The organism is Microbacterium sp. EST19A, assembly GCF_019969685.1.
Taxonomy (GTDB): Bacteria; Actinomycetota; Actinomycetes; order Actinomycetales; family Microbacteriaceae; genus Microbacterium.
This window is the reverse complement of sequence record NZ_JAHXYZ010000002.1, coordinates 857,955-882,050: the sequence shown is the minus strand read 5'-3', so window position 1 is coordinate 882,050 and position 24,096 is coordinate 857,955. Positions and strand designations below refer to the sequence as shown.

21 protein-coding genes and 1 riboswitch are annotated in these 24,096 nt (G+C 70.8%); of the genes, 13 read left to right on the top strand and 8 right to left on the bottom strand.

Annotated elements, in window-relative coordinates:
* Window positions 1-56: 56 nt before the first annotated feature.
* Entirely contained in the window at window positions 57-461 is a 405-nt protein-coding gene (locus LC452_RS14225; protein WP_223626422.1) for a RidA family protein, read from the bottom strand.
* A 25-nt stretch (window positions 462-486) separates the two neighbouring features.
* Here LC452_RS14225 and LC452_RS14220 point away from each other — a divergent pair, with 25 nt between their 5' ends.
* The 5 genes from LC452_RS14220 (at window position 487) to LC452_RS14200 (ending at window position 8,000) form a co-directional block, all read left to right on the top strand.
* Complete coding sequence (locus LC452_RS14220; RefSeq protein WP_223626420.1) at window positions 487-1,701, top strand: alanine racemase; 1,215 nt, start codon at window positions 487-489, stop codon at window positions 1,699-1,701.
* Window positions 1,692-4,961, top strand: coding sequence for a family 20 glycosylhydrolase (locus LC452_RS14215; RefSeq protein WP_223626418.1), 3,270 nt, complete (start codon window positions 1,692-1,694; stop codon window positions 4,959-4,961). The genes LC452_RS14220 and LC452_RS14215 overlap by 10 nt, the downstream gene beginning before the upstream one ends.
* 79 nt (window positions 4,962-5,040) lie before the next feature.
* Window positions 5,041-6,228 carry an ROK family transcriptional regulator gene (locus LC452_RS14210; protein ID WP_223626416.1) on the top strand — a complete coding sequence of 396 codons (1,188 nt, stop codon included), beginning with the start codon at window positions 5,041-5,043 and terminating at the stop codon, window positions 6,226-6,228.
* 34 nt (window positions 6,229-6,262) lie between these two features.
* Window positions 6,263-7,228: an ROK family protein gene (locus tag LC452_RS14205; RefSeq protein ID WP_223626415.1), complete on the top strand. Its 966-nt coding sequence runs from the start codon at window positions 6,263-6,265 to the stop codon at window positions 7,226-7,228.
* The gene (locus LC452_RS14200) at window positions 7,221-8,000 is read left to right on the top strand and encodes a glucosamine-6-phosphate deaminase (RefSeq protein WP_223626413.1); all 780 of its coding nucleotides are present in this window, start codon (window positions 7,221-7,223) and stop codon (window positions 7,998-8,000) included. Before LC452_RS14205 ends, LC452_RS14200 begins: the two co-directional genes overlap by 8 nt.
* A gap of 68 nt (window positions 8,001-8,068) precedes the next feature.
* Here the strand turns inward: LC452_RS14200 and LC452_RS14195 are convergent, their stop codons facing one another.
* The 6 genes from LC452_RS14195 to LC452_RS14170 form a co-directional block, all read right to left on the bottom strand.
* Window positions 8,069-8,476 carry an NUDIX domain-containing protein gene (locus LC452_RS14195; RefSeq protein ID WP_223626412.1) on the bottom strand — a complete coding sequence of 136 codons (408 nt, stop codon included), beginning with the start codon at window positions 8,474-8,476 and terminating at the stop codon, window positions 8,069-8,071.
* On the bottom strand, window positions 8,469-9,833 hold the full coding sequence (locus tag LC452_RS14190; RefSeq protein ID WP_223626410.1) for an FAD-binding oxidoreductase: 1,365 nt from the start codon (window positions 9,831-9,833) through the stop codon (window positions 8,469-8,471). Before LC452_RS14190 ends, LC452_RS14195 begins: the two co-directional genes overlap by 8 nt.
* Before the next feature lie 10 nt (window positions 9,834-9,843).
* The gene (locus tag LC452_RS14185) at window positions 9,844-10,215 is read right to left on the bottom strand and encodes a YrdB family protein (RefSeq protein ID WP_223626408.1); all 372 of its coding nucleotides are present in this window, start codon (window positions 10,213-10,215) and stop codon (window positions 9,844-9,846) included.
* Window positions 10,216-10,224: 9 nt separating this feature from the next.
* Entirely contained in the window at window positions 10,225-12,339 is a 2,115-nt protein-coding gene (locus tag LC452_RS22105; RefSeq protein ID WP_308116477.1) for a sigma-70 family RNA polymerase sigma factor, read from the bottom strand.
* 465 nt (window positions 12,340-12,804) lie between these two features.
* Window positions 12,805-13,980 carry an N-acetylglucosamine-6-phosphate deacetylase gene (locus tag LC452_RS14175; RefSeq protein WP_223626406.1) on the bottom strand — a complete coding sequence of 392 codons (1,176 nt, stop codon included), beginning with the start codon at window positions 13,978-13,980 and terminating at the stop codon, window positions 12,805-12,807.
* The gene (locus tag LC452_RS14170; RefSeq protein ID WP_223626404.1) at window positions 13,977-15,503 is read right to left on the bottom strand and encodes a family 20 glycosylhydrolase; all 1,527 of its coding nucleotides are present in this window, start codon (window positions 15,501-15,503) and stop codon (window positions 13,977-13,979) included. The genes LC452_RS14175 and LC452_RS14170 overlap by 4 nt, the downstream gene beginning before the upstream one ends.
* Before the next feature lie 53 nt (window positions 15,504-15,556).
* Window positions 15,557-15,641, top strand: a riboswitch (ZMP/ZTP riboswitch).
* Window positions 15,642-15,680: 39 nt separating this feature from the next.
* Between LC452_RS14170 and glyA the strand changes: the two genes are divergently transcribed.
* A complete protein-coding gene (gene glyA / locus LC452_RS14165) occupies window positions 15,681-16,955 on the top strand; it encodes a serine hydroxymethyltransferase (RefSeq protein WP_223626402.1) in 1,275 nt (424 codons plus the stop codon).
* Entirely contained in the window at window positions 16,952-17,830 is an 879-nt protein-coding gene (locus tag LC452_RS14160) for a bifunctional methylenetetrahydrofolate dehydrogenase/methenyltetrahydrofolate cyclohydrolase (protein WP_223626400.1), read from the top strand. The genes glyA and LC452_RS14160 overlap by 4 nt, the downstream gene beginning before the upstream one ends.
* Window positions 17,831-17,867: 37 nt before the next feature.
* On the opposite strand, the gene LC452_RS14155 is transcribed toward LC452_RS14160, so the two are convergent.
* On the bottom strand, window positions 17,868-18,422 hold the full coding sequence (locus tag LC452_RS14155) for a hypothetical protein (protein WP_223626399.1): 555 nt from the start codon (window positions 18,420-18,422) through the stop codon (window positions 17,868-17,870).
* 166 nt (window positions 18,423-18,588) lie between these two features.
* Between LC452_RS14155 and LC452_RS14150 the strand changes: the two genes are divergently transcribed.
* From LC452_RS14150 to LC452_RS14125, 6 genes are all read left to right on the top strand, one after another.
* Window positions 18,589-19,353, top strand: a complete 765-nt coding sequence (locus LC452_RS14150) for an AraC family transcriptional regulator (RefSeq protein WP_223626397.1) — start codon at window positions 18,589-18,591, stop codon at window positions 19,351-19,353.
* Window positions 19,354-19,437: 84 nt separating this feature from the next.
* Window positions 19,438-20,430 carry an ABC transporter substrate-binding protein gene (locus LC452_RS14145; protein ID WP_223626395.1) on the top strand — a complete coding sequence of 331 codons (993 nt, stop codon included), beginning with the start codon at window positions 19,438-19,440 and terminating at the stop codon, window positions 20,428-20,430.
* The gene (locus LC452_RS14140) at window positions 20,427-21,467 is read left to right on the top strand and encodes an iron ABC transporter permease (protein ID WP_223626393.1); all 1,041 of its coding nucleotides are present in this window, start codon (window positions 20,427-20,429) and stop codon (window positions 21,465-21,467) included. Before LC452_RS14145 ends, LC452_RS14140 begins: the two co-directional genes overlap by 4 nt.
* Window positions 21,464-22,486, top strand: coding sequence for an iron chelate uptake ABC transporter family permease subunit (locus tag LC452_RS14135; RefSeq protein ID WP_223626391.1), 1,023 nt, complete (start codon window positions 21,464-21,466; stop codon window positions 22,484-22,486). The genes LC452_RS14140 and LC452_RS14135 overlap by 4 nt, the downstream gene beginning before the upstream one ends.
* Complete coding sequence (locus LC452_RS14130; RefSeq protein ID WP_223626389.1) at window positions 22,486-23,307, top strand: siderophore-interacting protein; 822 nt, start codon at window positions 22,486-22,488, stop codon at window positions 23,305-23,307. The genes LC452_RS14135 and LC452_RS14130 overlap by 1 nt, the downstream gene beginning before the upstream one ends.
* A complete protein-coding gene (locus LC452_RS14125) occupies window positions 23,304-24,092 on the top strand; it encodes an ABC transporter ATP-binding protein (RefSeq protein WP_223626388.1) in 789 nt (262 codons plus the stop codon). The genes LC452_RS14130 and LC452_RS14125 overlap by 4 nt, the downstream gene beginning before the upstream one ends.
* Window positions 24,093-24,096: the final 4 nt, after the last annotated feature.

Sequence of the window (24,096 nt, the reverse complement as noted above, 5' to 3'; positions counted from 1 at the left end):
GGGAGATAACGGGGAGGCAACGGTCCTCGGCGCAGATGACGCCGGAAAAACGAGGGTCAGCTGATGACGGCGAGTCCGTCGATCTCGACCAGCATCTCCTCGCGGGGCAGACCGGTGAAGACGGTGGTGCGCGAGGGGAGCACGCCGCTCGTCGTGTGGGCGGTCACGAAGGCGCCGTACGCCTCGTTCATGATCGGGAAGTCCTCGCGCTTGGTGAGGTACACGCGCAGCATCACGACGTCGTCGAAGGTCGCGCCCGAGGCTTCGACGATCGCCTTGACGTTCTCGAGAGTGCGGGTGGTCTGCGCGGCGACGTCGCCCGGGAAAAGGTACTCGTTCGTCTCGGGGTGGACGGGGCCCTGACCGGACACCTGGACGATCGGTCCCTTTCGAACGCCCTGCGAGAACGTGTGAGCGGGAGCGGGGGCGGCGTCGGTGGAAACTCGGGTCTTCGCGGTCATGGTTCCACCCTAGTAGCCTTGTTAGGTGCCTCTACAAATTCCGGACCCCCTTCTCGGCGCCTGGGTGAAGGGCTTCCCGGCCCGCGCATCCGGGCTGCGTCTCTCGGAGGTCGCCGACGCGGATCTGCATCTCTCCGACCTCGTCACCCCGGTGCTGACGGTGCACGAGGCTGCGCTCGCCCACAACGAGGCGACCGTGTTCTCCTGGGCTCGCGCCGAGGGCGTGCTCCTCGCGCCGCACGGCAAGACGACGATGGCGCCGGCGCTGTGGCAGCGCCTGCTGGATGCCGGAGCGTGGGGTATCTCCGTCGCGACCGCCTGGCAGGCCGAGGTGGCCGTCGACGCCGGTGTGCCGACGGTCCTGATCGCGAACGCCGTCACGGATGCGGCAGCCGCGTCGCGCCTCGGTGAGCTTCTCGCCGCTGACGACGGGCTGCGCATCTTGTGCTGGGCGGACTCTCTCGCGGGAGTGGAGATCCTGGCGGGCGCGCTGGCCGACGCGGAGCGGCCGCTCGACGTCCTGGTGGAACTCGGCGGCGCGGCCGGACGCACCGGCGCCCGCACGCTCGAGGAGGGGGAGCGCATCGCCCGAGCGATCTCCGCAGCTCCGGGCCTGCGGCTCGCCGGGGTCGCCGGCTACGAAGGACCGTTCGGGCCCGACCGCAGCGACGCCTCGGTCGCGGCCGTCGACCGGTATCTGCAGTCGCTCGTCGAGCTGCACCGGCGTCTCGCATATCCCGACGGCGTCCGCCCCGTGCTCAGCGCGGGAGGAAGCTCGTTCCCCGACCGCGCCGCGGCCGTGCTGGCGCGGAGCGAGGGCGCCGACGTCGTGCTGCGGTCCGGGGCGTTCCAGATCCACGACGACGGTTTCTACAGCCGGATGTCGCCGTTCGGGCCGCTCACCGGCACCGCTCCGCTGCGATCGGCGATGCATGCCTGGGCCCGTGTGCTCTCCCACCCGGAAGAGGGCCTCGCCCTGCTCGACGCCGGACGACGGGATGTGCCGTTCGACATCGACCTCCCCGTGCCGCAGTCGGTGGGCGGCGAGATCACCGCCCTCAACGACCAGCATGCGTTCCTCCGACTCGCCGACGGGGCAGAGGTGTCGGTCGGCGAGGTCGTCCGGCTCGGCCTCTCGCACCCGTGCACGGCCTTCGACAAGTGGAAGGTCGTCGCCGTCATCGACGATCCGGATGCGGCGGACCCACGCGTGATCGGGGCGGTCGCGACATGCTTCTGAGTGCGGAGAAGGCGGCGGCCGGTCTCGTGCGGATCTATCGTGCCGCGACCGTCGTCGACGGCACCGGCGCTCCGCGCTACGTCGCCGACGTCGCGGTGGAGGGCGCCAGGATCGTCGCGATCGTGAAGAGCGCGGATGCCGATTCCCTCGAGCTCGAGCTGCCGGAGGGGACGGTCGAGATCGATGCCGCGGAGCTCGTGCTCGCGCCGGGCTTCATCGACATGCACGCGCACAGCGATCTCGCGGTGCTCACCGGCGCCGCGCACGACGCGAAGATCCGGCAGGGGGTCACGACCGAGGTGCTCGGACAGGACGGCCTCGGCTACGCCCCGCTCGACGAGGCGACGGCATCCGTCATCCCCGCGCAGATCGCGGGCTGGAACGGCATGGCGGCATCCGCACCCTGGCGCACGATGGACGACCTGCTCGCAGCGATCGACACGGCGGCCGTCGGGAACGCCGCCGTGCTCGTGCCGCAGGGGAACCTGCGGATGATGGTCGTCGGGCACGAGAACCGGCGCGCGACGCCGGACGAGGTCGCGGCGATGTCGGAGCTGCTCGGTCAGGCGCTCGACGCGGGGGCCTTCGGGATGTCCAGCGGCCTCACCTACACGCCCGGCATGTACGCCGACACCGCGGAACTCGAAGCGCTCTGCCGTGTCGTCGCCGAGCGCGGCGGCTACTGGGCGCCGCACACCCGCAGCTACGGCGCGGGGGCGCTCGACGCCTACCGCGAGGCCCTCGACATCGGTCGGCGCACCGGCTGCGCGATCCACCTGACCCACGCGACGATGAACTTCGCCCCGAACCGCGGCCGCGCGGAAGAGCTGCTCGCGCTGGTCGACGAGGCCCTCGCCGACGGCGTCGACGTGACGCTCGACACCTACCCGTACCTGCCGGGGGCGACCACGTTGTCGGCCCTGCTGCCCAGCAGGCTCGCCGCGACCGGCGACCTGCTGCGCACCCTCTCCGCGCTCGATGCGGCCGACCGGGAGGGCGTGCGCGTGGAGCTCGAGGAGATCGGCTGCGACGGCTTCCACGGCGAGAAGGCCGACTGGTCGCAGATCCAGATCTCCGGGGTCGCGAACCCTGCCATCACCGACCTCGTCGGGCGCACGATCGCCGAGATCGCCTCGACGGCAGGTCTCCGCGCCGTCGACGTCGTGCTCGACACGATCATCGCGGACGCCGGTGCCACCGGCATCCTGATGCACATCGGCGATGAGGAGAACGTCCGGGCGATCATGCGGCATCCGCGGCACACGGGCGGCAGCGACGGCATCCTGATCGGCGCCCGCCCGCACCCGCGAGGTCGCGGCACGTTCCCGCGCTACCTCGGGCACTACGTGCGCGAACTCGGCATCCTCACCCTCGAGGAGGGGATCCGGCACCTGTCCGGCACTCCCGCCGCACGACTGGGCCTGGACCGCGGGGACGCGCCGCGTGGCATCATCCGCGCAGGCGCCACGGCAGATCTCGTGCTGTTCGATGCGCAGACCATCGCCGCCGGTGCGACCTTCGAGCAGCCGCGGGAGGCGCCGACCGGCATCGTCGAGGTGCTCGTCGGAGGCGTGCCCGTGATCCTTGCCGGAGAGATCACCGGCGCGACGCCGGGGCGAGCACTCCGGATGCCGCCGCCCGCGCACCGCGCGACGGTGCCGCGCATCGACGCGCGCATCGACCCGTCCGTTCCCGGATTCTCCTGGTCGCCGCGGACGCCGATCATCGCGGGACCGGGGCTCGAGGGCTCGGTCGCCCGACTGGGTGGGGGAGGAGCGTCCGGGGGTGCGCCGGCGATCCGCCTCGTGGTCGACGCCGGAGTCGCGGACGAGGTCGGCGAGGATGCGCGCGCCAGGGAGGAAGCCTTCCGGGTGACCGTCGCTGCCGACGGCATCGAGATCCGGGGTGCGAGCCCGGCGGGAGTGTTCCGCGGCAGTACGACGCTGCGGCAGCTCCGGGATCCGGACACCGAGTCCGGGGTCGTTCCCGCCGGCGTCTGGCAGGGAGCGCCCGCATACGGCTGGCGCGGGATGATGCTCGATGTCGCCCGGCACTTCCGCCCCGTGGATGAAGTCCGCCGACTCATCGACCTCCTCGCCGACCACCATCTCGACGTGCTGCACCTGCACCTGACGGATGACCAGGGCTGGCGCTTCGAGGTGCCGGGCTACCCGCGCCTGACCGAGGTCGGCTCCCGCCGTGCGGCGACGCAGCGCGGGCACGGACCCCTCGCGACCGTCGAACCGGGAGTGCACGAGGGGTTCTACACCGCCGACCAGCTGCGCGACCTCGTCGCCTACGCCGCCGAACGGTTCGTCACGCTGGTGCCGGAGGTCGAGCTCCCCGGCCACATCCAGGCCGGTCTCGCCGCATACCCCGAGCTGGGCAACACCGACGTCGGCGAGCAGGTCACGGCGCCGTGGGAGCGCTTCGGAGTGAACCCGCGGACGCTCGCGCCCACCGAGGAGTCGCTGGCGTTCGGCCGCGCCGCGATCGACGCACTGTGCGAGGTGTTCGACGCGGAGTGGATCGGCATCGGCGGCGACGAGGTGCCCGTCACCGAGTGGGCGCAGAGCCCTGCGGCCGCCGAGCGGATGAAGGAGCTCGGGCTCGCCACCCCGCACGACGTGCAGCCGTGGTTCACCGCGCATTTCGTGGCGCATGTCCGCAGCCGCGGACGGACCGCGCTGGCGTGGGACGAGGTGCTCGAGGGGGAGGTGCCGGACGGCGTCCGGGTGCTCGCCTGGCGGGGTCCGGTCGCGATGCGCGAGGCGCTGCGGCGCGGCATCCCGGTCGTCGCGTGCCCCGATCTCGAGGTGTATCTGGACTACCCGCAGTCGGAGTCGGCGGAGGAGCCGATCCGCGTCGGTCCGCCTCTGAGCATCGAGCGGGCGTACACGCTCCGTGTCGAGGACGGCGCCGTCGGCGGACAAGCGAACGTCTGGAGCGAGCATCTGCCGACCAGGGATCGGGTCGACTTCGCGATGTTCCCTCGGCTGTCCGCGATCGCCGAGAGGCTGTGGGAGGGAGGGGAGCCCAGGCCCTACGCCGACTTCGGGCGCCGCCTCCCGACGCACCTCCGCCGCCTCGGAGCCGCGGGCGTGCGGTATCGTCCCCAAGACGGCCCTGCGCCCGATCAGAGACGCCCCGGCGTCCCCGGGAAACCGCTCACGATCGAGGCGCGGGAGGAGATCGTCACGCGTCTCGTCTCACGGCTCGTCGAGCTCTCGGAATCACCCCCGACGCCGTATCGAAAGTAATGTAACGTTTCGGTAACCCTCGCCGCGCGTCCCGCGGCAGAGGTTGCACAAATTTTGTTCGTAAGGTCTACTAACAAACATGTCCGTTTCGGATGACCAGCGTGCCGCACCACCGTCGGAGTACGGCGGTGCGAACACGCATGCCTTCGGCCCCGGCCGCCACCTGCGCTCCCGCTCCAAGGTGCTGCCCGAGCACGCACGCGGCCACAACCGCGCGCTCGTGCTGCAGACGCTGTACCACGCCGGAGCGATGAGCCGCGCGGACCTCTCCCGGGAGACCGGGCTCACCCGCGTCACCATCTCCGACCTCGTCGCCGAGTTCATCGCCGACGGCATCGTGATCGAGATGGGCGTGCGCGAGGCCGTCGGTCCGGGCAAGCCCCCGATCCTGATCGACATCGACCGCGTCGGCCACCAGATCATCGGGCTCGACCTCTCCGGCCCGAACGCGTTCGAAGGCGCGGTCCTCAGTCTCGACGGCGACGTCCTCGAGCGACGCGAAGTGGCCCGCCCGGAGTCCCCGGACGGCGATGCCGCCTACGCCGCCGCACTCGAACTCGCCCGCACGCTCGTCGCGGCGTCCACGCAGCCCCTCCTGGGCGTCGGCATCGGCACTCCCGGTGTCGTCCGCCCCGACGGCGTCGTGCTCAGCTCGCCGAACCTCGGCTGGTCCGACTTCCCGCTCGAGGCGAAGCTGAGCGTCGACCTCGACCTTCCGGTCCTCGCCCGCAACGACGCCAACGCGGCGGTGCTCGCCGAGTACACGTTCGGCGACGCGAAGGCCGACTTCATGCTCATCAAGCTCGGCCGCGGTGTCGGCGCCGGACTCATCACGGGCAGCCAGCCGCTGCTCGGCAGCCGTTTCGCGGCGGGGGAGATCGGACACGTCGTCGTCGGCACGGACGGTGGACCCCGCTGCGCCTGCGGCAAGGACGGATGCCTGGAGGCCTGGCTCAGCGTCAGCCGCATGCGCGAGGCGCTCGCCGCCGACCCCGAGGCGCGGGACGAGATCCTCCGCGACTCGGGCACCCGGATGGCGATCGCGATCGCTCCGATCGTCGCCGCCCTCGATCTCTCCGAGGTCGTGCTCTCGGGACCGGCCGACCTGCTCGACGGCATCCTCATCGACGCCGCGATCGAGACCCTGCACGCGCGAACCCTCGAGGGCGTCTTCGAAGACGTCGTCGTGCGCCGCACCCACCAGGACGACATCGTGCTGCGCGGAGCCGCGGTGATGGTGCTGTCGGGACAGCTGGGAGTGTCGTGACCCGCGCCGCCGCGACCGAAGCACGCGACCTCCGATGACCGGGGCAGACGCCGCCGACCGCACCGGTCGGCCGATTCGCGTGGGCCTGGACGTCGGCGGGACGAAGATCGACGCGGTCGCCGTCTCGCCCTCCGGCGACATCCTCGGGCGCATCCGTCGCTCCACAGGCTGGGGTGCGGACGCCGTCGTCGAGAGCATCGTCATGACCGTCACCGCGCTCGCCGACGAGACGGGGCTCGCGGTCTCGTCCATCGGCTCCGTCGGAATCGGCATCCCCGGTCTGGTCGACGTCGAGGAGGGCCGGGTGGAGCATGCGGTCAACCTCGGCGTGCAGTCGCTGGATCTCGCCGCACGCGCCGAGCGGATGCTGGGCGTCCCGTTCCGGGTGGAGAACGACGTGAAGGCCGCAGCGCTCGGCGCCGCCGTCCTGAGCGGAGTCGCCGGATCCATGGCCTACCTCAACCTCGGCACCGGGGTCGCTGCCGGCATCGTCATCGACGGCCGCATCTGGCGCGGTGCGCGCGGGACCGCCGGCGAGGTCGGACACCTCTCGGTCGATCCGCACGGACGCCTGTGCGGGTGCGGGCAGCTCGGCTGCATCGAGACGTTCTGCGGCGGCGGCGCTCTGGCGAAGGCCTGGGGTCGCCCCGGCGCCCTCCCGATCAGAGACATCTTCGACGCCGCGGATGCCGGCGACCCCCTGGCCCTGGCGCTGCGCGGCGACCTCTACCACGGAGCCGCCGCGGCCGTGCGGGTGCTCGTGCTGTCGGCTGATGTCGAGACCGTCGTGATCGGCGGGGGACTCACCGCCCTCGGCGCCCGCCTCGAGGACGGCATCCGCGCCGCGCTGCACGCCGGGGCCGAGGCGTCACCGTTCATGCGGTCGCTGCGCCTCGATGAGAGAATCGAACTGCTTCCCGCGGGTTCTCCCGCCGCCGCTTTCGGCGCCGCACTGGTGGGCGCATCCGTACCCGAGAAGGAGATCGTCCCCCATGGCTGAGGTCGTCATCGTCGAGAACGCGGCAGCTGCCGGCGCGCTGGTCGCCACGGAGATCGTGGAGCTCATCGATCGCCGCCCCGACGCGGTGCTGGGGCTCGCCACCGGGTCCACGCCGCTGCCGGTCTACCTGGCGCTGCGCACGCAGCTGGCCGGGCATGACGTGTCGCAGGTACGCGGATTCGCGCTCGACGAGTACGTCGGCATCGATCCTGCGCATCCGGAGAGCTACCGCTCGGTGATCACGCGCGAGGTGGTCGAGCCCCTCGGACTCGACCCGCGGCGCATCCACGTGCCGAACGGGGCCGAGGCGACGATCCAGCACGCCGGCGACGACTACGAGGCTGCGATCGCCGCGGCGGGAGGCGTCGACCTGCAGATCCTCGGCATCGGCACCGACGGCCACATCGGATTCAACGAACCGGGCTCGTCGTTCGCCTCGCAGACCCGTGTCAAGACGCTGACAGAGCAGACCCGCGAAGACAACGCGCGCTTCTTCGACTCGATCGACGACGTGCCCCGGCACTGCATCACGCAGGGCCTCGGCACGATCCTCAAGGCCCGTCACCTCGTGCTGCTGGCGTTCGGCGAGGGCAAGGCGCAGGCGGTCGCCGACGCGGTGGAGGGGCCGCTCACGGCCTTCCTCCCCGGCTCCGCGATCCAGCTGCACCCGCATGCCACGGTCGTCGTCGACGAGGCTGCGGCATCCCGCCTCCGGCTCGCCGACTACTACCGCTACACGTTCGCCAACAAGCCTTCCTGGCAGGGCATCTGACATCTCGCGGGTCGCGGCCGGATGAGGTCACGCCCGGAATCGGCCTGATCTCGTGTGTCCGCCTGCTGTCAGGGCGTGTGCGCGGGCCAGGCGATGGGCAGCAGGTGCTCGAGGCTCAACGGCGCGAGCGGCAGCGTCGCGGTGTCGGCCGGTGTGATCCAGCGCAGCTCGGCGAGCTCGGCCTGCACCGATGCCGACGCGGGGTCGATCGTGGTCGCGAAGGCCTCGGCGACGACGCGATGACCCGGCTCGTTGGCCGCCTCGGAGATGAAGGTGCCGAGCGGCTGCAGATCGGCTTCGTCGAGCTGCAGCCCGAGCTCTTCGTGCAGTTCGCGGATCAGCGTCTGCGCGGGCGATTCGCCGGGCTCCGGTTTGCCGCCGGGCTGCATGAACCTCGTCGTGCCCTGCTTGCGGACGACGAGCACGCGTCCGTCGTCGTCGACGATCACGGCGGCGCTCACATGGATGTCAGGCATCGGGCTCGAAGACCTTTCCGGGATTGAGGATGCCGAGCGGATCGAACACCGCGGCGATCTGACGCTGCAGCTGCCACTGGTCCTCGCCGAGTTCGTCGGCGAGCCAGCGGCGCTTCAGTACGCCGATGCCGTGCTCGCCGGTCAGGGTGCCGCCGAGGCGGATCGCCGCGCGGAACAGCTCATCCGCGGCCGCCCAGACGTGCGCCGGAGTCTCGGACCCCTCGAAGATGAAGTTCGGATGCAGGTTGCCGTCGCCGGCGTGGGCGACCGTGGGGATCGTGAGGCCGAAGTCGCGTTCGATGCGCGCGATCTCGTCGAACATCGCCGGCATCGCGCTGCGCGGCACCGACACGTCTTCGATCAGGGTGGTGCCGAGGGAGGCCATCGCCGCGTGCATCGATCGACGGATGGCGAGCAGCCGCTCGCCCTCCTCCCGGTCGTGCGAGACGGTCGTGGCTCCTTCGTGAGCGCGCAGGACCTGCGCGATCGTGTCGGCCTCGGTCGCGGCGGCCGGGCCGTCGGTGCGGATGGTCAGCTGCGCGGCACCCGGGGCGGGGGCAGGCAGGCCGAGCAGGGCGTGCACGGCCGCGAGGCTCGCGGCATCCATGAGCTCCATGATCGCCGGCTGCACGCCTGCGGCGGTGACGGCGGCGGATGCTGCCGCTGCCGCGCGGACGCCGGGGAAGGTCGCGGTGACGGTGCAGACGTCTCCGGGAACGAGGCGGCGCAGCTTCAGGGTGGCGCCGACGACGACGCCCAGCGTGCCCTCCGAGCCGATCACCAGCGAGGTGAGGTCGAGGCCGGTCACGCCCTTGACGCTGCGGTGTCCGAGGCGCATCAGCCGCCCGTCGGCGAGCACGAGGTCGACACCGAGCACCGCGTCGCGCACGACGCCGTACTTGGCGCAGAGCAGACCGCCGGCGCCGGTCGCGATGTTGCCGCCGACCGTCGAGATGTCGCGACTGGCAGGGTCGGGAGCCCACCACACGCCATGCGCGGCGAGCTGGTCGTTCAGGTCGGCGTTGAGGATGCCGGGTTCGACGACGGCGAGCAGGTCGTCCGGTCGCACCTCGAGGATCGCGCTCATCCGTCGCATGGAGAGCACGATCTCGCCCTCACCCGCATTGGCCGCACCCGCGAGGCCCGTACCGGCACCCCGCACGACCACGGGCGTGCGGGTGGCGGAGGCGATCCGCATGGTCTGCTGCACGTGCTCCACGGTCTCGGCGTGCACGACGACGAGCGGGCGCCCCATGGCGGCATGACCGGAGCGGTCGGCGCGTGCTTCCTCGAGTGCGTCGGGGCGCACGTCCACGAGGGCTCCGAGCGTCTCCTGCAGCAGGGCCAGCGCGGTCACGGCCGCGTCCTCACGACAGGGCGCGTCGACCGGTGAGGACGCCCGTGACGATCGCGACGAGCGCGAAGGCGGTGCCGATGAGCGCCTGACCCATCGACCACCACGCGATCGTGACGCCCACGTAGATGAAGAGCTCGACGGCCGCGCGGAGGAACGGGTGAACCCGCAGCACCGGACGCGGCGACAGGAACAGCGCCCAGATCAGCAGCACGACGATCGGGGCGCCCAGGCCCGCGATGACGTTCCACGGGAGGGACCAGCTGGCGAATCCCCACAGGGCCAGAGATGCCACGACGACGACCAGCACGATCGCGCGGACCACGTCGAGAACGGTGATGACCGGACGGACGACGCCGGGGACGGGTGCAGAATCCTGAGGCATGGATCCAGTCTATTCGGCGGGCGCGGGCTCCTCGGCCGGTGGCAGAGCGGCATCGACGGGTGCGACCTGCTCCACGGGTGCAGTCGGCGACTCCACGGGCGCCGCAGGGGCGGGCTCCACCTCGACAGGCGCGGCGGGAGCGGGCTCCACGGGCACGACCGTAGCGGCATCGACGGGGGCGACCGGGGCAGGTTCGGTGGGAGCGGCCTCTTCGACCGGGGCGGATGCCGCGCTCTCATCGAGCGCAGTCTGCTCCTGAACCAGGGCGGAGTCCGCGCTCACCTCGATGATCACGATCGGCGCGCCGAGCGCGTTCAGCGTCGTGTCGGCGGACGGACCGGAGCCGTCGGCGAGCACGTAGCGGAACGTCACCGTCGTGCTGGACGCCAGCAGGTATTGCAGAAGGTCGGGTCGCAGATCGATCGTTCCCTGGCCGAGGGAGTCCAGGACGACCTCGCCGCCGCCGCCTCGGCTGCCGTCGAGCAGCGCCTCCACGGTCGTTCCGGGAACACCCGTGACGGGCACGCTGTAATGCACGCGCAGACCCTGGAAGGAGATCGTGGCCGCGGACCACGACGGCGCCGTGGTCGGAACGGCCGGGTCTGTGGGATCTGTCGGATCGGTCGGGTCTGTGGGATCAGTGGGATCCGTCGGGTCTGTGGGATCGGTCGGGTCCGTGGGATCGGTCGGATCGGTGGGATCCGTCGGGTCTGTGGGATCCGTGGGGTCGGTCGGATCGGTGGGGTCCGTCGGATCGGTACCGTCGCCCGGGCCTTCCGGATCGGTGGGATCCGTCTCGTCCTCGGGGTCCGTCACGATGGGCGGCGTCGGCGGTGCGACGACCGGGCCCGTGTGCTCGGAGGGCGCCGGCGAGGTGGTCTCGTCGGCCGGCGGTGCGGGTGCTTCTTCGGGCTCGTCGATCTGCTGCTCGATCACGATCGGCTCGTCGAGGTTCATCGAGGCGTCGGGTCCGACGTCGGAGGTGATCGAGGAGGAGTCCGCGTCGGCGGCGCTCGGGAGCGAGGTCGCCGGGTCGGCGCCGGCGAGGCCGGGGATGATCGTCGCCGCAGCGACGACGCCCGCGACGACCAGTGCAGCGGAGCCTGCGCCGACGAGCGCGCCCATCCCGGTCAGCATGCCGCCGGAGGCCCCTGCGCCGGTGGCGACGCCTGCTCCGCCGCCTGCGCTTCCGGTGGAGCCGGCGGCGCCGCTCCCGGATCCTGCCCCGAGTGCGACGGCACCGGACGAACCTGCGTCACCGGCGAAGACGCCGCCGGGGACGCTGGAGGGCATCGCGGCGAGGGCCACGATCGGCGCGCCGCCGCCCTGCAGCGTGGCGAGATACCCTGCGGCGCCGGTGACGCCGAGCACGAGGGGGAGCAGCACGAGTGCGAGGCGCGTCGACACGTCTTTCGCCTCGGCGGCGACGATCATGCAGCGGGCGCATTCGTCGAGGTGCAGCTCGAGGCGCTTGTGGTCGCGGGTGCCGAGGTTGCCACGCGAGTAGGCGCCGAGGTGCTCGATCGTCCACTGGCAGTCCGAGCCGGGTGCGGCGCTGCGCAGATGCGCCTGGATCCACGCTTCACGCAGACCCTCGCGTGCGCGGAACGCGAGCTGCGACACCGCTCCGGACTTCATGCCGAGGAGCGGAGCCACTTCCTGGGGCTTCATCTGCTCGATCTCGGTGTACCAGAGCACCTCCTGCCAGCGGGAGGGAAGGCTGCGGAAGGCCTGCGCGGTGAGGCTGCGGTCGAGGGCCTCGTTGGCGGCCTGATCGGTGCTCTCCGGGTCGGCGACCGTGTCGAGTTCGTCGATCGCGGTCTCGCGACGGGAGCGTCCCCAGGCGGCAGCGGTGTTGCGGATGCTCGTGAACAGGTAGGCGCGGAACGAGCCGTTCGGGCCACCGCCCTTGATGATCGCCTGGTAGATGCGGGTGTACGACTCCTGGACCAGATCATCGGGGTCGATCGAGGACGTGATCGAGCGCGCGACGGAGAGGCCCGACGGGTAGTGGCGTCGCCAGAGTTCGCCGAAGGCCTCCGTGTCGCCCGAGCGGGCGCGGAGGATCAGGTCGGCATCGCCGATCGGCTCGTCGTGGTGTGTGTTCTCTTCGTGCACTGTCATCCATCGCTCCTGGGGCGCAGGAACGCCTCCACAGGAAGAGACGCGCGAGAGTGGATCTCATCACGCGTCTCTTCATTCTCTCCCGGATCTCCCAGCTTGGCCACCCCTCGACCGGATCTTCGGAAGGTTTTCGCCCTCGGGATAAATCCCAGGTCTTGACTTATTTCGTCGGTGCCCGCCGAAACAACTCGAAGAAAATCTGAGAACTCGCGTAATGAATCGGCATCCGCTTCGTCTCATCCCATAGAGACAGCCATACGAATTCCACCGGGGGGCGGATTTCAGGCGCTGGTGCGAGGGGCAACTGCACCGGCTGGGCGGGTCGGGAGCCTCGGGGGAGGAGTTCTCGGCCCCCCTCTCTATGAGGGGGATGAGGCCGCCGATCTGGGGAGAGGCGGCCTCCCACCCCGCTTCACGAACGACCGGAGAGCGCAGAGCTGCGCGTCGTCGCGCGATGCGCGGCTCTCAACCTTCGAGCAGCCGCGATCCCACCCATACGCGCGCGACGTGCAGTTCTGCGTCCAGCAGGACGGCATCCGCGGTGAAGCCCGAGCGGAGACTTCCGAGCACGGCCCCGCGTCCGACGGCTCTCGCCGGCGTCTCCGTCAGGGCGCGCACCGCCTCGGCCGGCGTCGCACCCGCCTGCACCGCTCGCTGCAGCGCGACGTCCTGCGTGAGCGTCGACCCGGCGATCGAACCCGTGTCGTCCGCCCGCGCCACGCCGTTCTCGACCGTGACGCTCACCGCGCCCAGGTCGTAGTGACCGTCGGCGCTGCCTGCCGCCGCCATCGCATCCGTGATCAGCGCCACTCTGCCGGGCGCCGAGTCGAAGACGAGCTTGATCACGTGCGGGTCGAGATGCACGTTGTCGGCGATCGCCTCGAGGATGACGCGGTGGTCCGCCGCCGCGGCGAGCACGGGCCCGGGGGCGCGGTGGTGGATGCCCGGCATCGCGTTGAAGGCGTGCGTGAGGATCGATGCCCCTGCTTCGAACGCGGCGACCGCCATCGCGGCATCCGCACTCGTGTGTCCGACGGCCGCCGCGGCGCCGGTGGCGACGATCTGGCGGATGGCGTCGAGGCCGCCGGGCAGCTCCGGAGCGATCGTGACCTGGCGCACGGTGCCGCGACCGGCCTCGAGCAGGAGTGCGACGTCGGCGGGGGCCGGAGCCCGCAGCAGCGACGGCTCGTGCGCGCCGTGGTGCGCGGGGTCGAGGAACGGGCCCTCGAGGTGCGAGCCGAGGATGTCGGCATCCGTCTCCATGAGATCGGCGACCATCGCGGCGCTGCGGGCGAGCTCGTCGAGCGGTGCCGTGACCAGTGAGACGACGGCGCGGGTCGTGCCGTGCGCGCGATGCAGGGCGCGGCCGGTGCGGATCGCCTCGATGCCGTCATCGAACGCCGCTCCGGCGCCGCCGTGGCCGTGGATGTCGACGAATCCGGGCGTGAGGACGGCTCCCGGCCCTGCGACCTCGCGGGCATCGAGTACTTCGTCGGCCGGCTCCCAGGTCTTACCCGTCCCGCGTCCGACGACCGAGCCGTCGACGAAGCGCACCCAGCCGTCGTCGACGATCTCGCCCCCGTCGACGATGCGCGCGGAATGGATGACCAGCGAACCGGTCGCGGAGGAATGGATGCTCAACGCGCGCTCCAGGGGATCTCGTCAGCGGGGTGGAAGTCGACCCCCTCAGCCTTCCACAGCGGCGCGAGCGAGCCGAGGCGCACGCGGAACGACTCCCACACGCGCTCCGGTGCCTCCTGGGGTGACCAGGCGACCTCGGCCTGTGCGGCCGCGCGGGGGAAGACGAGCTGCTCGACGTCGCTGAGCGTGCGGGTGGTCTCGGCCCACAGGGGTGCCTCGATGCCGAGGATGGCGGCATCCGGCACGTCGAGGATCGCGGTCGGCTCCCACTCGTAGGCCGAGCGGACGTCGATGATCGCGGCCCAGGTCAGTCCGAGGGGGAAGTCCTCCGAGTACTTCATGTCGAGGTAGGCGACGTCGGCGGCGGACATGATCAGCGCCCCGCCGCGCTCCACGAAGTGCGCGGCCTCTTCGGCATGCGTCCCCTCCGGCGTGGTCTTGCCCCAGTACTGGCCGACCGTGCCCTCGGCGATGTCGGCCGCGGATCCCATCTCGTGCCAGGCGATCGGGGTCTTGCCGGCCTCGAAGACGATCGCCGTGACGCGCTCGGCGAAGAGATCGAAGTCGGCCTGAGGCGTGCCCAGCGACTCGTCGCCGCCGACGTGGATGTAGGGGCCGGGCGTGATCTCGGCGAGCTCGCGCACGACGTCGCGCACGAAGTCGTAGGTGCGCTCCTCGTGGATCCGCACGCTGGAGTGGCCGACGCCCGTGCCCAGGTACGACTCGCCGTGCACGGGAAGGGCCTGGCCCTGCTGTGCGGACTCGGCCAGGAACGCCTCGCTCAGCACCGGAGCCTCGACGAGCTCGGGGTAGGCGACGCCGATCGCATGGGTGTGACCCGGGAGGTCGATCTCGGGGATCACGATCATGTGCCGGTCGGCCGCATACGCGACGATCGCGCGGTAGTCGTCCTTCGAATAGAAGCCTCCGCGTGCGCCGTCCACCGCGGTCGAGGAAGAAAGCTCGGTCAGCAGGGGCCACGAGTCGATCTGGATCCGCCAGCCCTGGTCGTCGCTCAGGTGCAGGTGCAGGTGGTTGAACTTCAACGCGCTGATGCTGTCGATGAACTTCTCGACCTCGTCGACGTCGAAGAAGTGCCGCGTGACGTCGAGCATGACGCCCCGTCGGGCGAAGCGCGGAGCATCCTGGATCTCGGCGCGGAGGAAGCCCCATGATCCGTCTTCGTCCTCGCGGAGCAGCTGCTGCAGGGTCTGCACGCCGTAGAAGAGTCCGGCCTCGTCGGCGCCGACGAGTTCGATCCGATCGCCGACCGTGAGCGTGTATCCCTCGGGCGCCGCCACGGCGGGATCGACGCGGAGTTCGATGTCGGCGGCAGCGGCGTCGGCTGCGGAATCGGCAGGGGAGAGACGGATGCCGCTGCGTCGCTCGACCGCGTCGATCAGCTGCGTCGCGGCGGGGGACGAGCCGAGCACGCGCGTCGTCGCGGCGATCGGCATCCGTCCTTCCCCTGCGATGGCGGACGCGGGCGCGGGCACGAGCGGAAGGGAATGGGTAAAGACCATGAACAAAACCTACCGTGGACCCGGCCTGGGTCACAGAGGGAATCCGGTATGCTCGTAATCGTCGCAACTGGCGTCTGGGTGGACTACCACCGGGGAGCGACTGACCACGGAATTCGACCGCGCGCCTGGGCCGATCGGTACACCCTTTCGAATCCGTTGTCAGAGGAGCATGTCATCATGACCGACCGTTACTTCAACGCCCCGCTTTCCGAGGTCGACCCCGAGATCGCACAGGTCCTCGACCGTGAACTGAAGCGTCAGCAGACCTTCCTCGAGATGATCGCGTCCGAGAACTTCGTGCCCGTCTCGGTGCTGCAGTCGCAGGGGTCCGTGCTCACCAACAAGTACGCCGAGGGTTACCCGGGTCGCCGCTACTACGGCGGCTGCGAAGAGGTCGACGTCGCCGAGTCGCTGGCGATCGAGCGGGCGAAGAGCCTGTTCGGCGCGGAGTTCGCGAACGTCCAGCCGCACTCCGGCGCTTCGGCCAACGCGGCCGTGCTGCACGCGATCGCCCGCCCCGGTGACACGCTGCTCGGCCTCTCGCTCGACCAGGGCGGCCACCTCACGCACGGCATGAAGATCAACTTCTCCGGCCGCCTCTACGACATCGTCGCGTACGGCGTCGACCCCGAGACCTCGATCATCGACATGGATGAGGTGCGCCAGCTCGCCATCCAGCACAAGCCGAAGGTCATCATCGCCGGCTGGTCGGCGTACCCCCGCACCCTCGACTTCGAAGCCTTCCGCGCGATCGCCGACGAGGTCGGGGCCCTCCTCTGGGTCGACATGGCGCACTTCGCCGGCCTCGTGGCCGCGGGCCTGCACCCCAACCCGGTGCCGCACGCGCACGTCGTGTCGTCGACCGTGCACAAGACCATCGGCGGTCCGCGTTCGGGCTTCATCCTCACGAACGACGCCGACATCGCCAAGAAGATCAACACTGCCGTCTTCCCGGGCCAGCAGGGCGGACCGCTCATGCACGTGATCGCCGCCAAGGCGACCGCGTTCAAGCTTGCGGCCACTCCCGAGTTCGCCGAGCGCCAGGAGCGCACCCTCCGCGGTGCCGCCCTCATCGCGGAGCGCCTCTCGCAGCAGGACGTGAAGGATGCCGGCATCGGCGTGCGCTCGGGCGGCACCGACGTGCACCTGGTGCTGGTCGACCTGCGCGACGCCGAGATCGACGGCAAGCAGGCCGAAGACCTGCTGCACGACATCCGCATCACGGTGAATCGCAACGCAGTGCCGAACGACCCGCGTCCGCCGATGGTGACCTCGGGTCTGCGTATCGGCACGCCCGCGCTCGCCACCCGCGGTTTCGGCGACGCCGAGTTCACCGAGGTCGCCGACATCATCGCGCTGGCGCTCATCCCGGGCGCCGATGTCGAGGCCCTGCGTGCACGGGTCGACGCGCTCGCCGCCGGCTTCCCGCTCTACCCGGACCTGCAGCAGTGACCGCTGTCGTCCTCGACGGCAAGGCGGCGGCCGCCGAGATCCGAGCCGAGCTGACCGAGCGGGTCGCGGCGCTGAAGGCGAAGGGGATCACTCCCGGCATCGCCACCGTGCTCGTCGGCGCCGACCCCGCATCGCAGCTCTACGTGGGCATGAAGCACCGGCAGTCCGAGGCGATCGGGATGAACTCGATCCAGCGCGAGCTGCCCGCCGATGCCACGCAGGCCGACGTCGAGGCGCTGATCGATGAGCTCAACGCCGACCCGGCGTGCCACGGCTACATCGTGCAGCTGCCGCTTCCGAAGCACATCGACACCGATGCCATCCTCGAGCGGATCGACCCGGCGAAGGATGCCGACGGCCTGCACCCGACCAACCTCGGGCGGCTCGTGCTGAACGTGAACGCGCCGATCCACACCCCGCTGCCGTGCACGCCGCGCGGTGTGATCGAGCTGCTGCTGCGCAACGACTACGACCTCCAGGGCAAGCACGTGGTCGTCGTCGGTCGTGGCGTCACGATCGGCCGCTCCATCGGACTGCTGCTCACGCGGCGCGACCTGAACGCCACGGTCACGCTCACGCACACCGGCACGGTCGACATGCCGCGCTATCTGCGCGAGGCCGACGTCATCGTCGCCGCCGCGGGCGTCAAGCACCTGATCCGCGCCGAAGACGTCAAGCCCGGCGCGGCCGTGCTCGACGTGGGCGTCACCCGGGAGACCGACCCCGAGACCGGCAAGAGCCTGGTCTTCGGAGACGTGCACCCCGACGTGGTCGAGATCGCCGGCTACCTGTCGCCGAACCCCGGCGGTGTCGGCCCGATGACCGTCGCGCTGCTCATGACCAACGTGGTCGAGGCGGCGGAGCGGCTCGCCTGACGGCATCCGCGTCGTTCTGCGAGGTTTCTGCCGCGCCTCAGCCGAGCTCGTCGAGCATCCGCCGCTGTTCGGGCGTGAGGCCGTCCTTCAGCTCGTCGCGAGCGGCTGCGGTCTCGGGCGTCTCGGGGGAGGGGGCGGATGCCGTCGGCTTCGCGCTGCCGCCCGTGACGCGGGCCTGGACGACGTCGTACAGCTCGCCCGCCCTGGCGTGGAGCTTGTCGTCGATCTGGTCATAGATGACCCAGCCGAGCAGCAGGATCAGGGGCGGGATGACGTAGCCCCAGAAGCTCGACGAGCGCACGCCGCTCAGCCACACCGTCAGCACCCACACGATCAGCTCGACCACGTAGACGAGGACGTACTGGACGACCTTCTCACCGGTCTTGGTGCGAGCGGAGGCCGACTTCGCGGCGGACTTGCGGAAGACGGAGCGCAGCAACGGCTTCACGAACAGGGCGGCGAGCGTCAGGATGATCGCGGCCCAGAGGGCGTTCCATCCGACGGAGACGCCGCGCAGCAGCAGGCCGATGAGCAGCAGGACAGCGACGTTGAACACGTACAGCGACACGAACCGGACGATTCCGTTCTTCATGGGACCAGAATCCCACAGGCTGCGCGCGCTGCACAGCATCCGTCCGTCTCCGGCGCTGCCGCGTCGCCCGCCGCGATGCGCCCCGCCGTACACTGAACCCGGGCGCGCGGCGGGACCGCCGCCGCGCAGAACCCGCAGTCCGCACTCCGTCTCCCGGGAGCCCACGATGTCGATCGATCTCGATCCGCTCCTGGATTCCGTCGACATCCTCACCACGTCCGAGGGTGCGCACTGGCCCGCTCACGTGCACGACGATCACGAGCTGCTGTCGGCGATCACGCGCACGGTGACCGTGATCACGCCCGAGGCGGTCTTCATCGCGCCGCGCGGAACGAGCATCTGGATCCCGGCCGGCGTCGTGCACGAGGTGACGGCCGCCCCGGGCAACAGCATGCGCTGCACCTGGTTCGAGCCCGATGCCGACGCAGGGCTGAGCGGCCGTGTCATGGTGACGACCGTGCCGCCGCTGCTCGACGACGTCCTCGCGCAGCTGTCGCGCTACACCGAACCCGCGCGACGGGCGCGCGCGGAGGCGTTCGCGCTCGATCTCCTCGGCGATGCGCGGGATGCCGATGCCGGGCTCCCGACACCCGCCTCGTCGTGGCTGCGCGCGGTCACCGACGCCCTGGTCGCGGAGCCGGCCGACCGTCGCACGGTCGATGCCTGGGCGGTGCTCTCCTCGGTGAGCGTGCGCACCTTCACCCGGCAGTTCCTCGTGGAGACCGGGATGCCCTTCTCGCGCTGGCGCTCCGAGCTGCGCCTCCGGCTGGCGATGTCGATGCTCGCGAACGGGACGGACGTGGGCCGCACGGCACGGACGGTCGGGTTCGAGTCGCTCGCGGCCTTCTCGGCAGCGTTCCGTCGGAGGGTCGGGGTCTCACCCCGCGCGTTCGCGCGCACGTACGGCTCCGTGACCGATTCGCGCGCATAGTCGACCGATCAGCGCAACTTTCTCTTCGAAACAGGCATATGCGGGCGACATAATTAGGTAACCCTTGCCTAATTGGAGACTTCCTTGCGCCGTTCCCTGCGACTGCGAGCCGTGCTCGCGACAGCCGCCATCGTCCCCCTCGCCCTCACCGTCACCGCCTGTGCCGGAGGTGACCTCTCGGCCGATGCCGCCGGCGCCGACGGCGACACGGTCGTCGTCGATTCCGCCTACGGGGAGGTGACGATCCCGGTCGAGCCCGAGCGGGTCGCGGCGATCTCGTACGACACCCCGTGGCAGGTCATGTCGCTCGACGTCCCCGTGGTCGCCTCCATCGACTACACGCCGTGGATCGACAGCTACACCGCCGACCAGCAGGAGTTCATCGGCGAGGCCGAGTCCGTCGGCAGCTACGGCGAGTTGAACTACGAGGCGCTCGCGGCCACCGAGCCCGACATCATCCTCGGCGATGCCTACGAGGTCGACGAGGCGACGTACACGCGGCTCAGCGAGATCGCGCCGACCGTGATCGTCGGCGGGGGAGAGCGCGGCGACTGGCAGTCGATCACCGAGGAGATCGCGACCGCCCTCGGCCGGCACGACAACTGGCAGGAGGCGAAGGACTCCTACGAGGCCCGTCGTGACGAGGTCAAGGAGCAGTACGCCGACGTCATCTCCGGCAACACCTGGGCGAACTTCTCGCTCGGCGACGAGGCCGGCCAGTTCTCGATCCAGCTGCCGACCGGTTCGACCGGCAACCTCATCGTGAACGAGATGGGACTCACCTACGGCAGCGGCATCCCGCTCGACGACGAAGAGGGCTTCGGCTATGCGTCGTTCGCGCTCGAGCAGGTCGGCACCATCCTCGACGGCGTGACCGTCGGCCTGACGTTCTCCAACCCGGACGGCACGATGATGCCGGCCATCCAGGAGGTCATCGACAGCAGCCTGTTCCAGGAGCTGGAGATCGCGAAGAACGACCGCGTCTACGGGCTCGCGACGAGCGTCACGGACTACCCCAGTGCCGAGGCCTGGATCGACGAGCTCACGATCGAGGTCCTCGAGCCCCTGTCGAAGTGACGGCTCTCGCCACGGACGGGCGGCGGAGGCTCCGTCGCCCGTCCGACGCGATCGTCCTTCCGCTCGTCCTGCTGCTGCTCGTCACAGCGATCACGGTGAGCATCGCCGTCGGTCCGCGCACGCTCAGCGTCGACGAGCTCATCACCGCGCTGACGGCGCCGACGGGCACGGAGGCCGACCTGATCGTGCGCGATGTGCGGCTGCCGCGCACGTTCATCGGCATCGCGGCCGGCGCAGCGCTGGCCGTGGCCGGCGTGATCATGCAGACGCTGACCCGCAACCCGCTCGCCGAACCCGGACTCCTCGGGGTCAACGCGGGTGCGTCGTTCGCCGTCGCCATCGCGATCGTCGTGCTCGGCATCGGCGACTTCGCGTCCACGATGTGGTTCGCGTTCCTGGGAGCCGCACTGGCCAGCGCTCTCGTCGCGGTGATCGGCGGCGTCGGACGCCGCGCGTCGATCGGACGCCTCGCCCTGACCGGTGTCGCGATCGGCGCCGTGCTCTCGGCGGGAACCTCGGCGCTCAGCCTGATCGACCCGCACGCGTATCAGGCCATGCGCCTCTGGGGAGCCGGAGCCCTCGGCGGCCGCTCGCTCGAGGCGGCGACTCTGACTCTCGTGATCGTGGCGGTCGGCCTGATCGTCGTCGTGCTGATCGCGCCGGGGCTCGGTCTGCTCGCCCTCGGCGAGGACACGGCCCGCGCGCTGGGGGGCCGTGTGGGAATCGCCCGGCTCGGCGGATTCCTCGCCATCGTGATCCTGTGCGGAGCGGCGACCGCCGCCGCCGGCCCGATCGCGTTCGTCGGCCTGCTCGTCCCGCACGCGCTGCGCGCCGTCTTCGGCCCCGACACCCGCAGGCTCCTGGTCTACAGCGCTCTGGCCGGCCCCATCCTGCTGCTCTTCGCCGACGTGCTCGGCGCGGTCGTCATCGCGCCGCGCTCGATACCGGTCGGTGTGATGACGGCCTTCCTCGGTGCGCCGGTGCTGGTCGCCCTCGTGCTCTCCCGTCGTGTGCAGGCGGACGGAGCACCGTCATGAGCATCGGCTCCGTGATCGCGGCACCGGCCGCCACGCGGCGGCGGCGTCGCATCGTCTGGATCGTGTCGGCGCTGCTGCTGGCGGCGCTGGCGGTCGCCGGCCTCAGCCTGGGCGAAGCGCCGATCGCCGTGCCCGACGTGATCTCCGCGCTGTTCGGCGGCGGCGACCGGGGAACCCGGCTCATCGTGCTCGGCTGGAGGCTTCCGCGCGTCGCGCTCGGCGCGGCCATCGGCGCGATGCTCGCGCTGTCGGGTGCGCTGTTCCAGGTGCTCACCCGGAATCCGCTCGGAAGCCCCGACATCCTCGGATTCTCGACCGGCGCGTACACGGGGGCGCTGCTCGTCATCATCGGAGGATCGGTCAGCACCGCCGCACTGACGGCAGGAGCGATCGGCGGCGGTGTGGCCTCCGCCGCAGTCGTCTTCGCGCTCGTCGCCTGGCGGGGCGCGAGCGGCACCCGGCTCATCATCGTCGGCATCGCGCTGACGGCGATGCTCGGAGCGGTGAACACGATGATCGAGCTCGCCGCCGACGACATCGTGGCGCACACCGCGGCGATCTGGGGCGCCGGATCCCTGAACGGCATCGACGGACGATGGATGCCGGTCATCCTCGCGACGCTCCTCCTCGGCGGCATCGCGACCGCCGGGCTCCGCCCCGGGCTCACCCTGTACGAGCTGGGCGAGGACCGTGCGATGTCGCTCGGGGTCCGCCCGATGCGGCTGCGGATCTCCGCGATGCTGGTCGGCGTCGTCCTGCTGGCCGTCACGATCGCCGCCGCAGGTCCCATCGCGTTCGTCGCCCTGGCCGCGCCCCAGATCGCCCGACGCCTCTGGCGCAGCGGTCCCATGCCCTTCGCGGCATCCGCGATGACGGGAGCGGTGCTGCTCGTCTTCAGCGACCTGGTCGCCGCCCGCCTGTTCGCGCCCACCATGCTCCCCACCGGCCTCGTCACCATCGGGATCGGCGGACTCTACCTCGCCTGGATGCTGTCCGGCGCGAACCGAAGGAGGCGCTGATGCGCACCGACATCCCCGTGTTCACCGCAGAGGTGACGGCGCGGACCGTGATCACCCCGAGAATGCTCCGCCTCACCGTGAGCGGCGCACGGACCGCCGACGGCGCACGCTTCGTCTCCTGCGGCCGACCGGACGAGTTCTTCGGGCTCTGGCTGACGACGCCCGAGGGCGAAGAGGTCAAGCGCTACTACTCCGTGCGAGCGTGGCGACCGGAGACCGACGAACTGGACATCGATTTCGTCGTCCACGCGCACGGACCCGCGACCCGGTGGGCGCGGGATGCGCGCATCGGCGACGAGGTCGCGTTCGACCTCCCGCGTGGGCACTACACCGAGCCGGCGGGGACCGAACGCGTCCTCCTGATCGGCGACGCCACCGCGCTTCCGGCCATCGGCCGCATCCTCGACGAGCGCACCGCCGCAGCCCCGCGCGTGCACGCGATCCTCTCCGTCGACGACGCTCAGGATCGTCAGGACCTGCGGTTCCGCGCCGACGACACGGTGCAGTGGGTCACGGCCGACGCGATCGTCCCCGCGACGGTCACGGCGACCGAGGACCGACCGGATTCCACGTACCTCTGGTTCTCGGGCGAGGCGACGACGATGCGCGAGATCCGTCGTCATGTGCGCCACACGCTGCAGTGGCCCACCGCTCGGTACATGACGATGGGCTACTGGCGTCGCGATGCGGAGCACTGGGAGCGGCGTTTCGACCAGGAGACGCAGCTGCCCGAGCAGCTCGCCGCGATCTGGGAGAACGGCGAGGACGACGAGATCCAGCGCGATCTGGCCGATGAGCTGCTGTCGAGGTACGGACTGTGAGCGACGCGACCTTCGACATCCGCGGTCTGTCCGCCGGCTACACCCACGGCCGACCGGTCTCGGTCGACCTCGATCTGACGATCGCCCGCGGCTCGTTCGTCGCGATCATCGGTCCGAACGCCTGCGGGAAGTCGACGCTGCTGCGGACGATCGCCCGCCTGCTGCCGGCACTCGCCGGCTCGGTGCTGCTCGACGGTCGCGACATCCGCGACCGCGGCGCGAAGGAGCTCGCCCGGGACATCGGCCTGCTCAGCCAGTCCGCGGAAGCGCCCGACGGCATGCGGGTGGCCGATCTGATCGCCCGCGGGCGCTACCCGCATCGCCGTGCCTTCTCGGCGTGGAGCGACGCGGACGAGCACGCGGTGCGTCGCGCTATGGAACGCACGACCGTGCTCGAACTGGCCGACCGCCCGGTGGACGAGCTCTCGGGCGGGCAGCGTCAGCGGGTATGGCTGGCCATGGCTCTCGCGCAGGAGACCGATGTGCTGCTGCTGGACGAGCCGACGACCTTCCTCGACATCACCCATCAGCTCGACATGCTCGATCTGTTCCGCGCGATCAACACCGAGCACGGCACGACGATCGTCGCGGTGCTGCACGACCTCAACCAGGCAGCGCGCTACGCCGACCGGATCGTCGCGATGCGCGACGGCGCGATCGTCCGCACCGGCACGCCGGACGAGGTGCTCACACCGGACGTGATGTCCCGCGTGTTCGATCTCGACTGCACGGTCATCGCCGATCCGGAGACGGCGACGCCGATGGTCGTGCCTCGACGGCGGTAGGGCG

Excerpts from the sequence above, each read along its gene's own strand:
- LC452_RS14150 (WP_223626397.1), top strand. The coding sequence starts at position 18,589 with ATGTCGATCGATCTCGATCCGCTCCTGGATTCCGTCGACATCCTCACC.
- glyA (WP_223626402.1), top strand. The coding sequence starts at position 15,681 with ATGACCGACCGTTACTTCAACGCCCCGCTTTCCGAGGTCGACCCCGAG.
- LC452_RS14170 (WP_223626404.1), bottom strand. The coding sequence starts at position 15,503 with ATGGTCTTTACCCATTCCCTTCCGCTCGTGCCCGCGCCCGCGTCCGCC.
- LC452_RS22105 (WP_308116477.1), bottom strand. The coding sequence starts at position 12,339 with ATGACAGTGCACGAAGAGAACACACACCACGACGAGCCGATCGGCGAT.
- LC452_RS14130 (WP_223626389.1), top strand. The coding sequence starts at position 22,486 with ATGCGCACCGACATCCCCGTGTTCACCGCAGAGGTGACGGCGCGGACC.
- LC452_RS14205 (WP_223626415.1), top strand. The coding sequence starts at position 6,263 with ATGACCGGGGCAGACGCCGCCGACCGCACCGGTCGGCCGATTCGCGTG.
- LC452_RS14215 (WP_223626418.1), top strand. The coding sequence starts at position 1,692 with ATGCTTCTGAGTGCGGAGAAGGCGGCGGCCGGTCTCGTGCGGATCTAT.
- LC452_RS14185 (WP_223626408.1), bottom strand. The coding sequence starts at position 10,215 with ATGCCTCAGGATTCTGCACCCGTCCCCGGCGTCGTCCGTCCGGTCATC.
- LC452_RS14210 (WP_223626416.1), top strand. The coding sequence starts at position 5,041 with ATGTCCGTTTCGGATGACCAGCGTGCCGCACCACCGTCGGAGTACGGC.
- LC452_RS14200 (WP_223626413.1), top strand. The coding sequence starts at position 7,221 with ATGGCTGAGGTCGTCATCGTCGAGAACGCGGCAGCTGCCGGCGCGCTG.
- LC452_RS14155 (WP_223626399.1), bottom strand. The coding sequence starts at position 18,422 with ATGAAGAACGGAATCGTCCGGTTCGTGTCGCTGTACGTGTTCAACGTC.
- LC452_RS14135 (WP_223626391.1), top strand. The coding sequence starts at position 21,464 with ATGAGCATCGGCTCCGTGATCGCGGCACCGGCCGCCACGCGGCGGCGG.
- LC452_RS14225 (WP_223626422.1), bottom strand. The coding sequence starts at position 461 with ATGACCGCGAAGACCCGAGTTTCCACCGACGCCGCCCCCGCTCCCGCT.
- LC452_RS14195 (WP_223626412.1), bottom strand. The coding sequence starts at position 8,476 with ATGCCTGACATCCATGTGAGCGCCGCCGTGATCGTCGACGACGACGGA.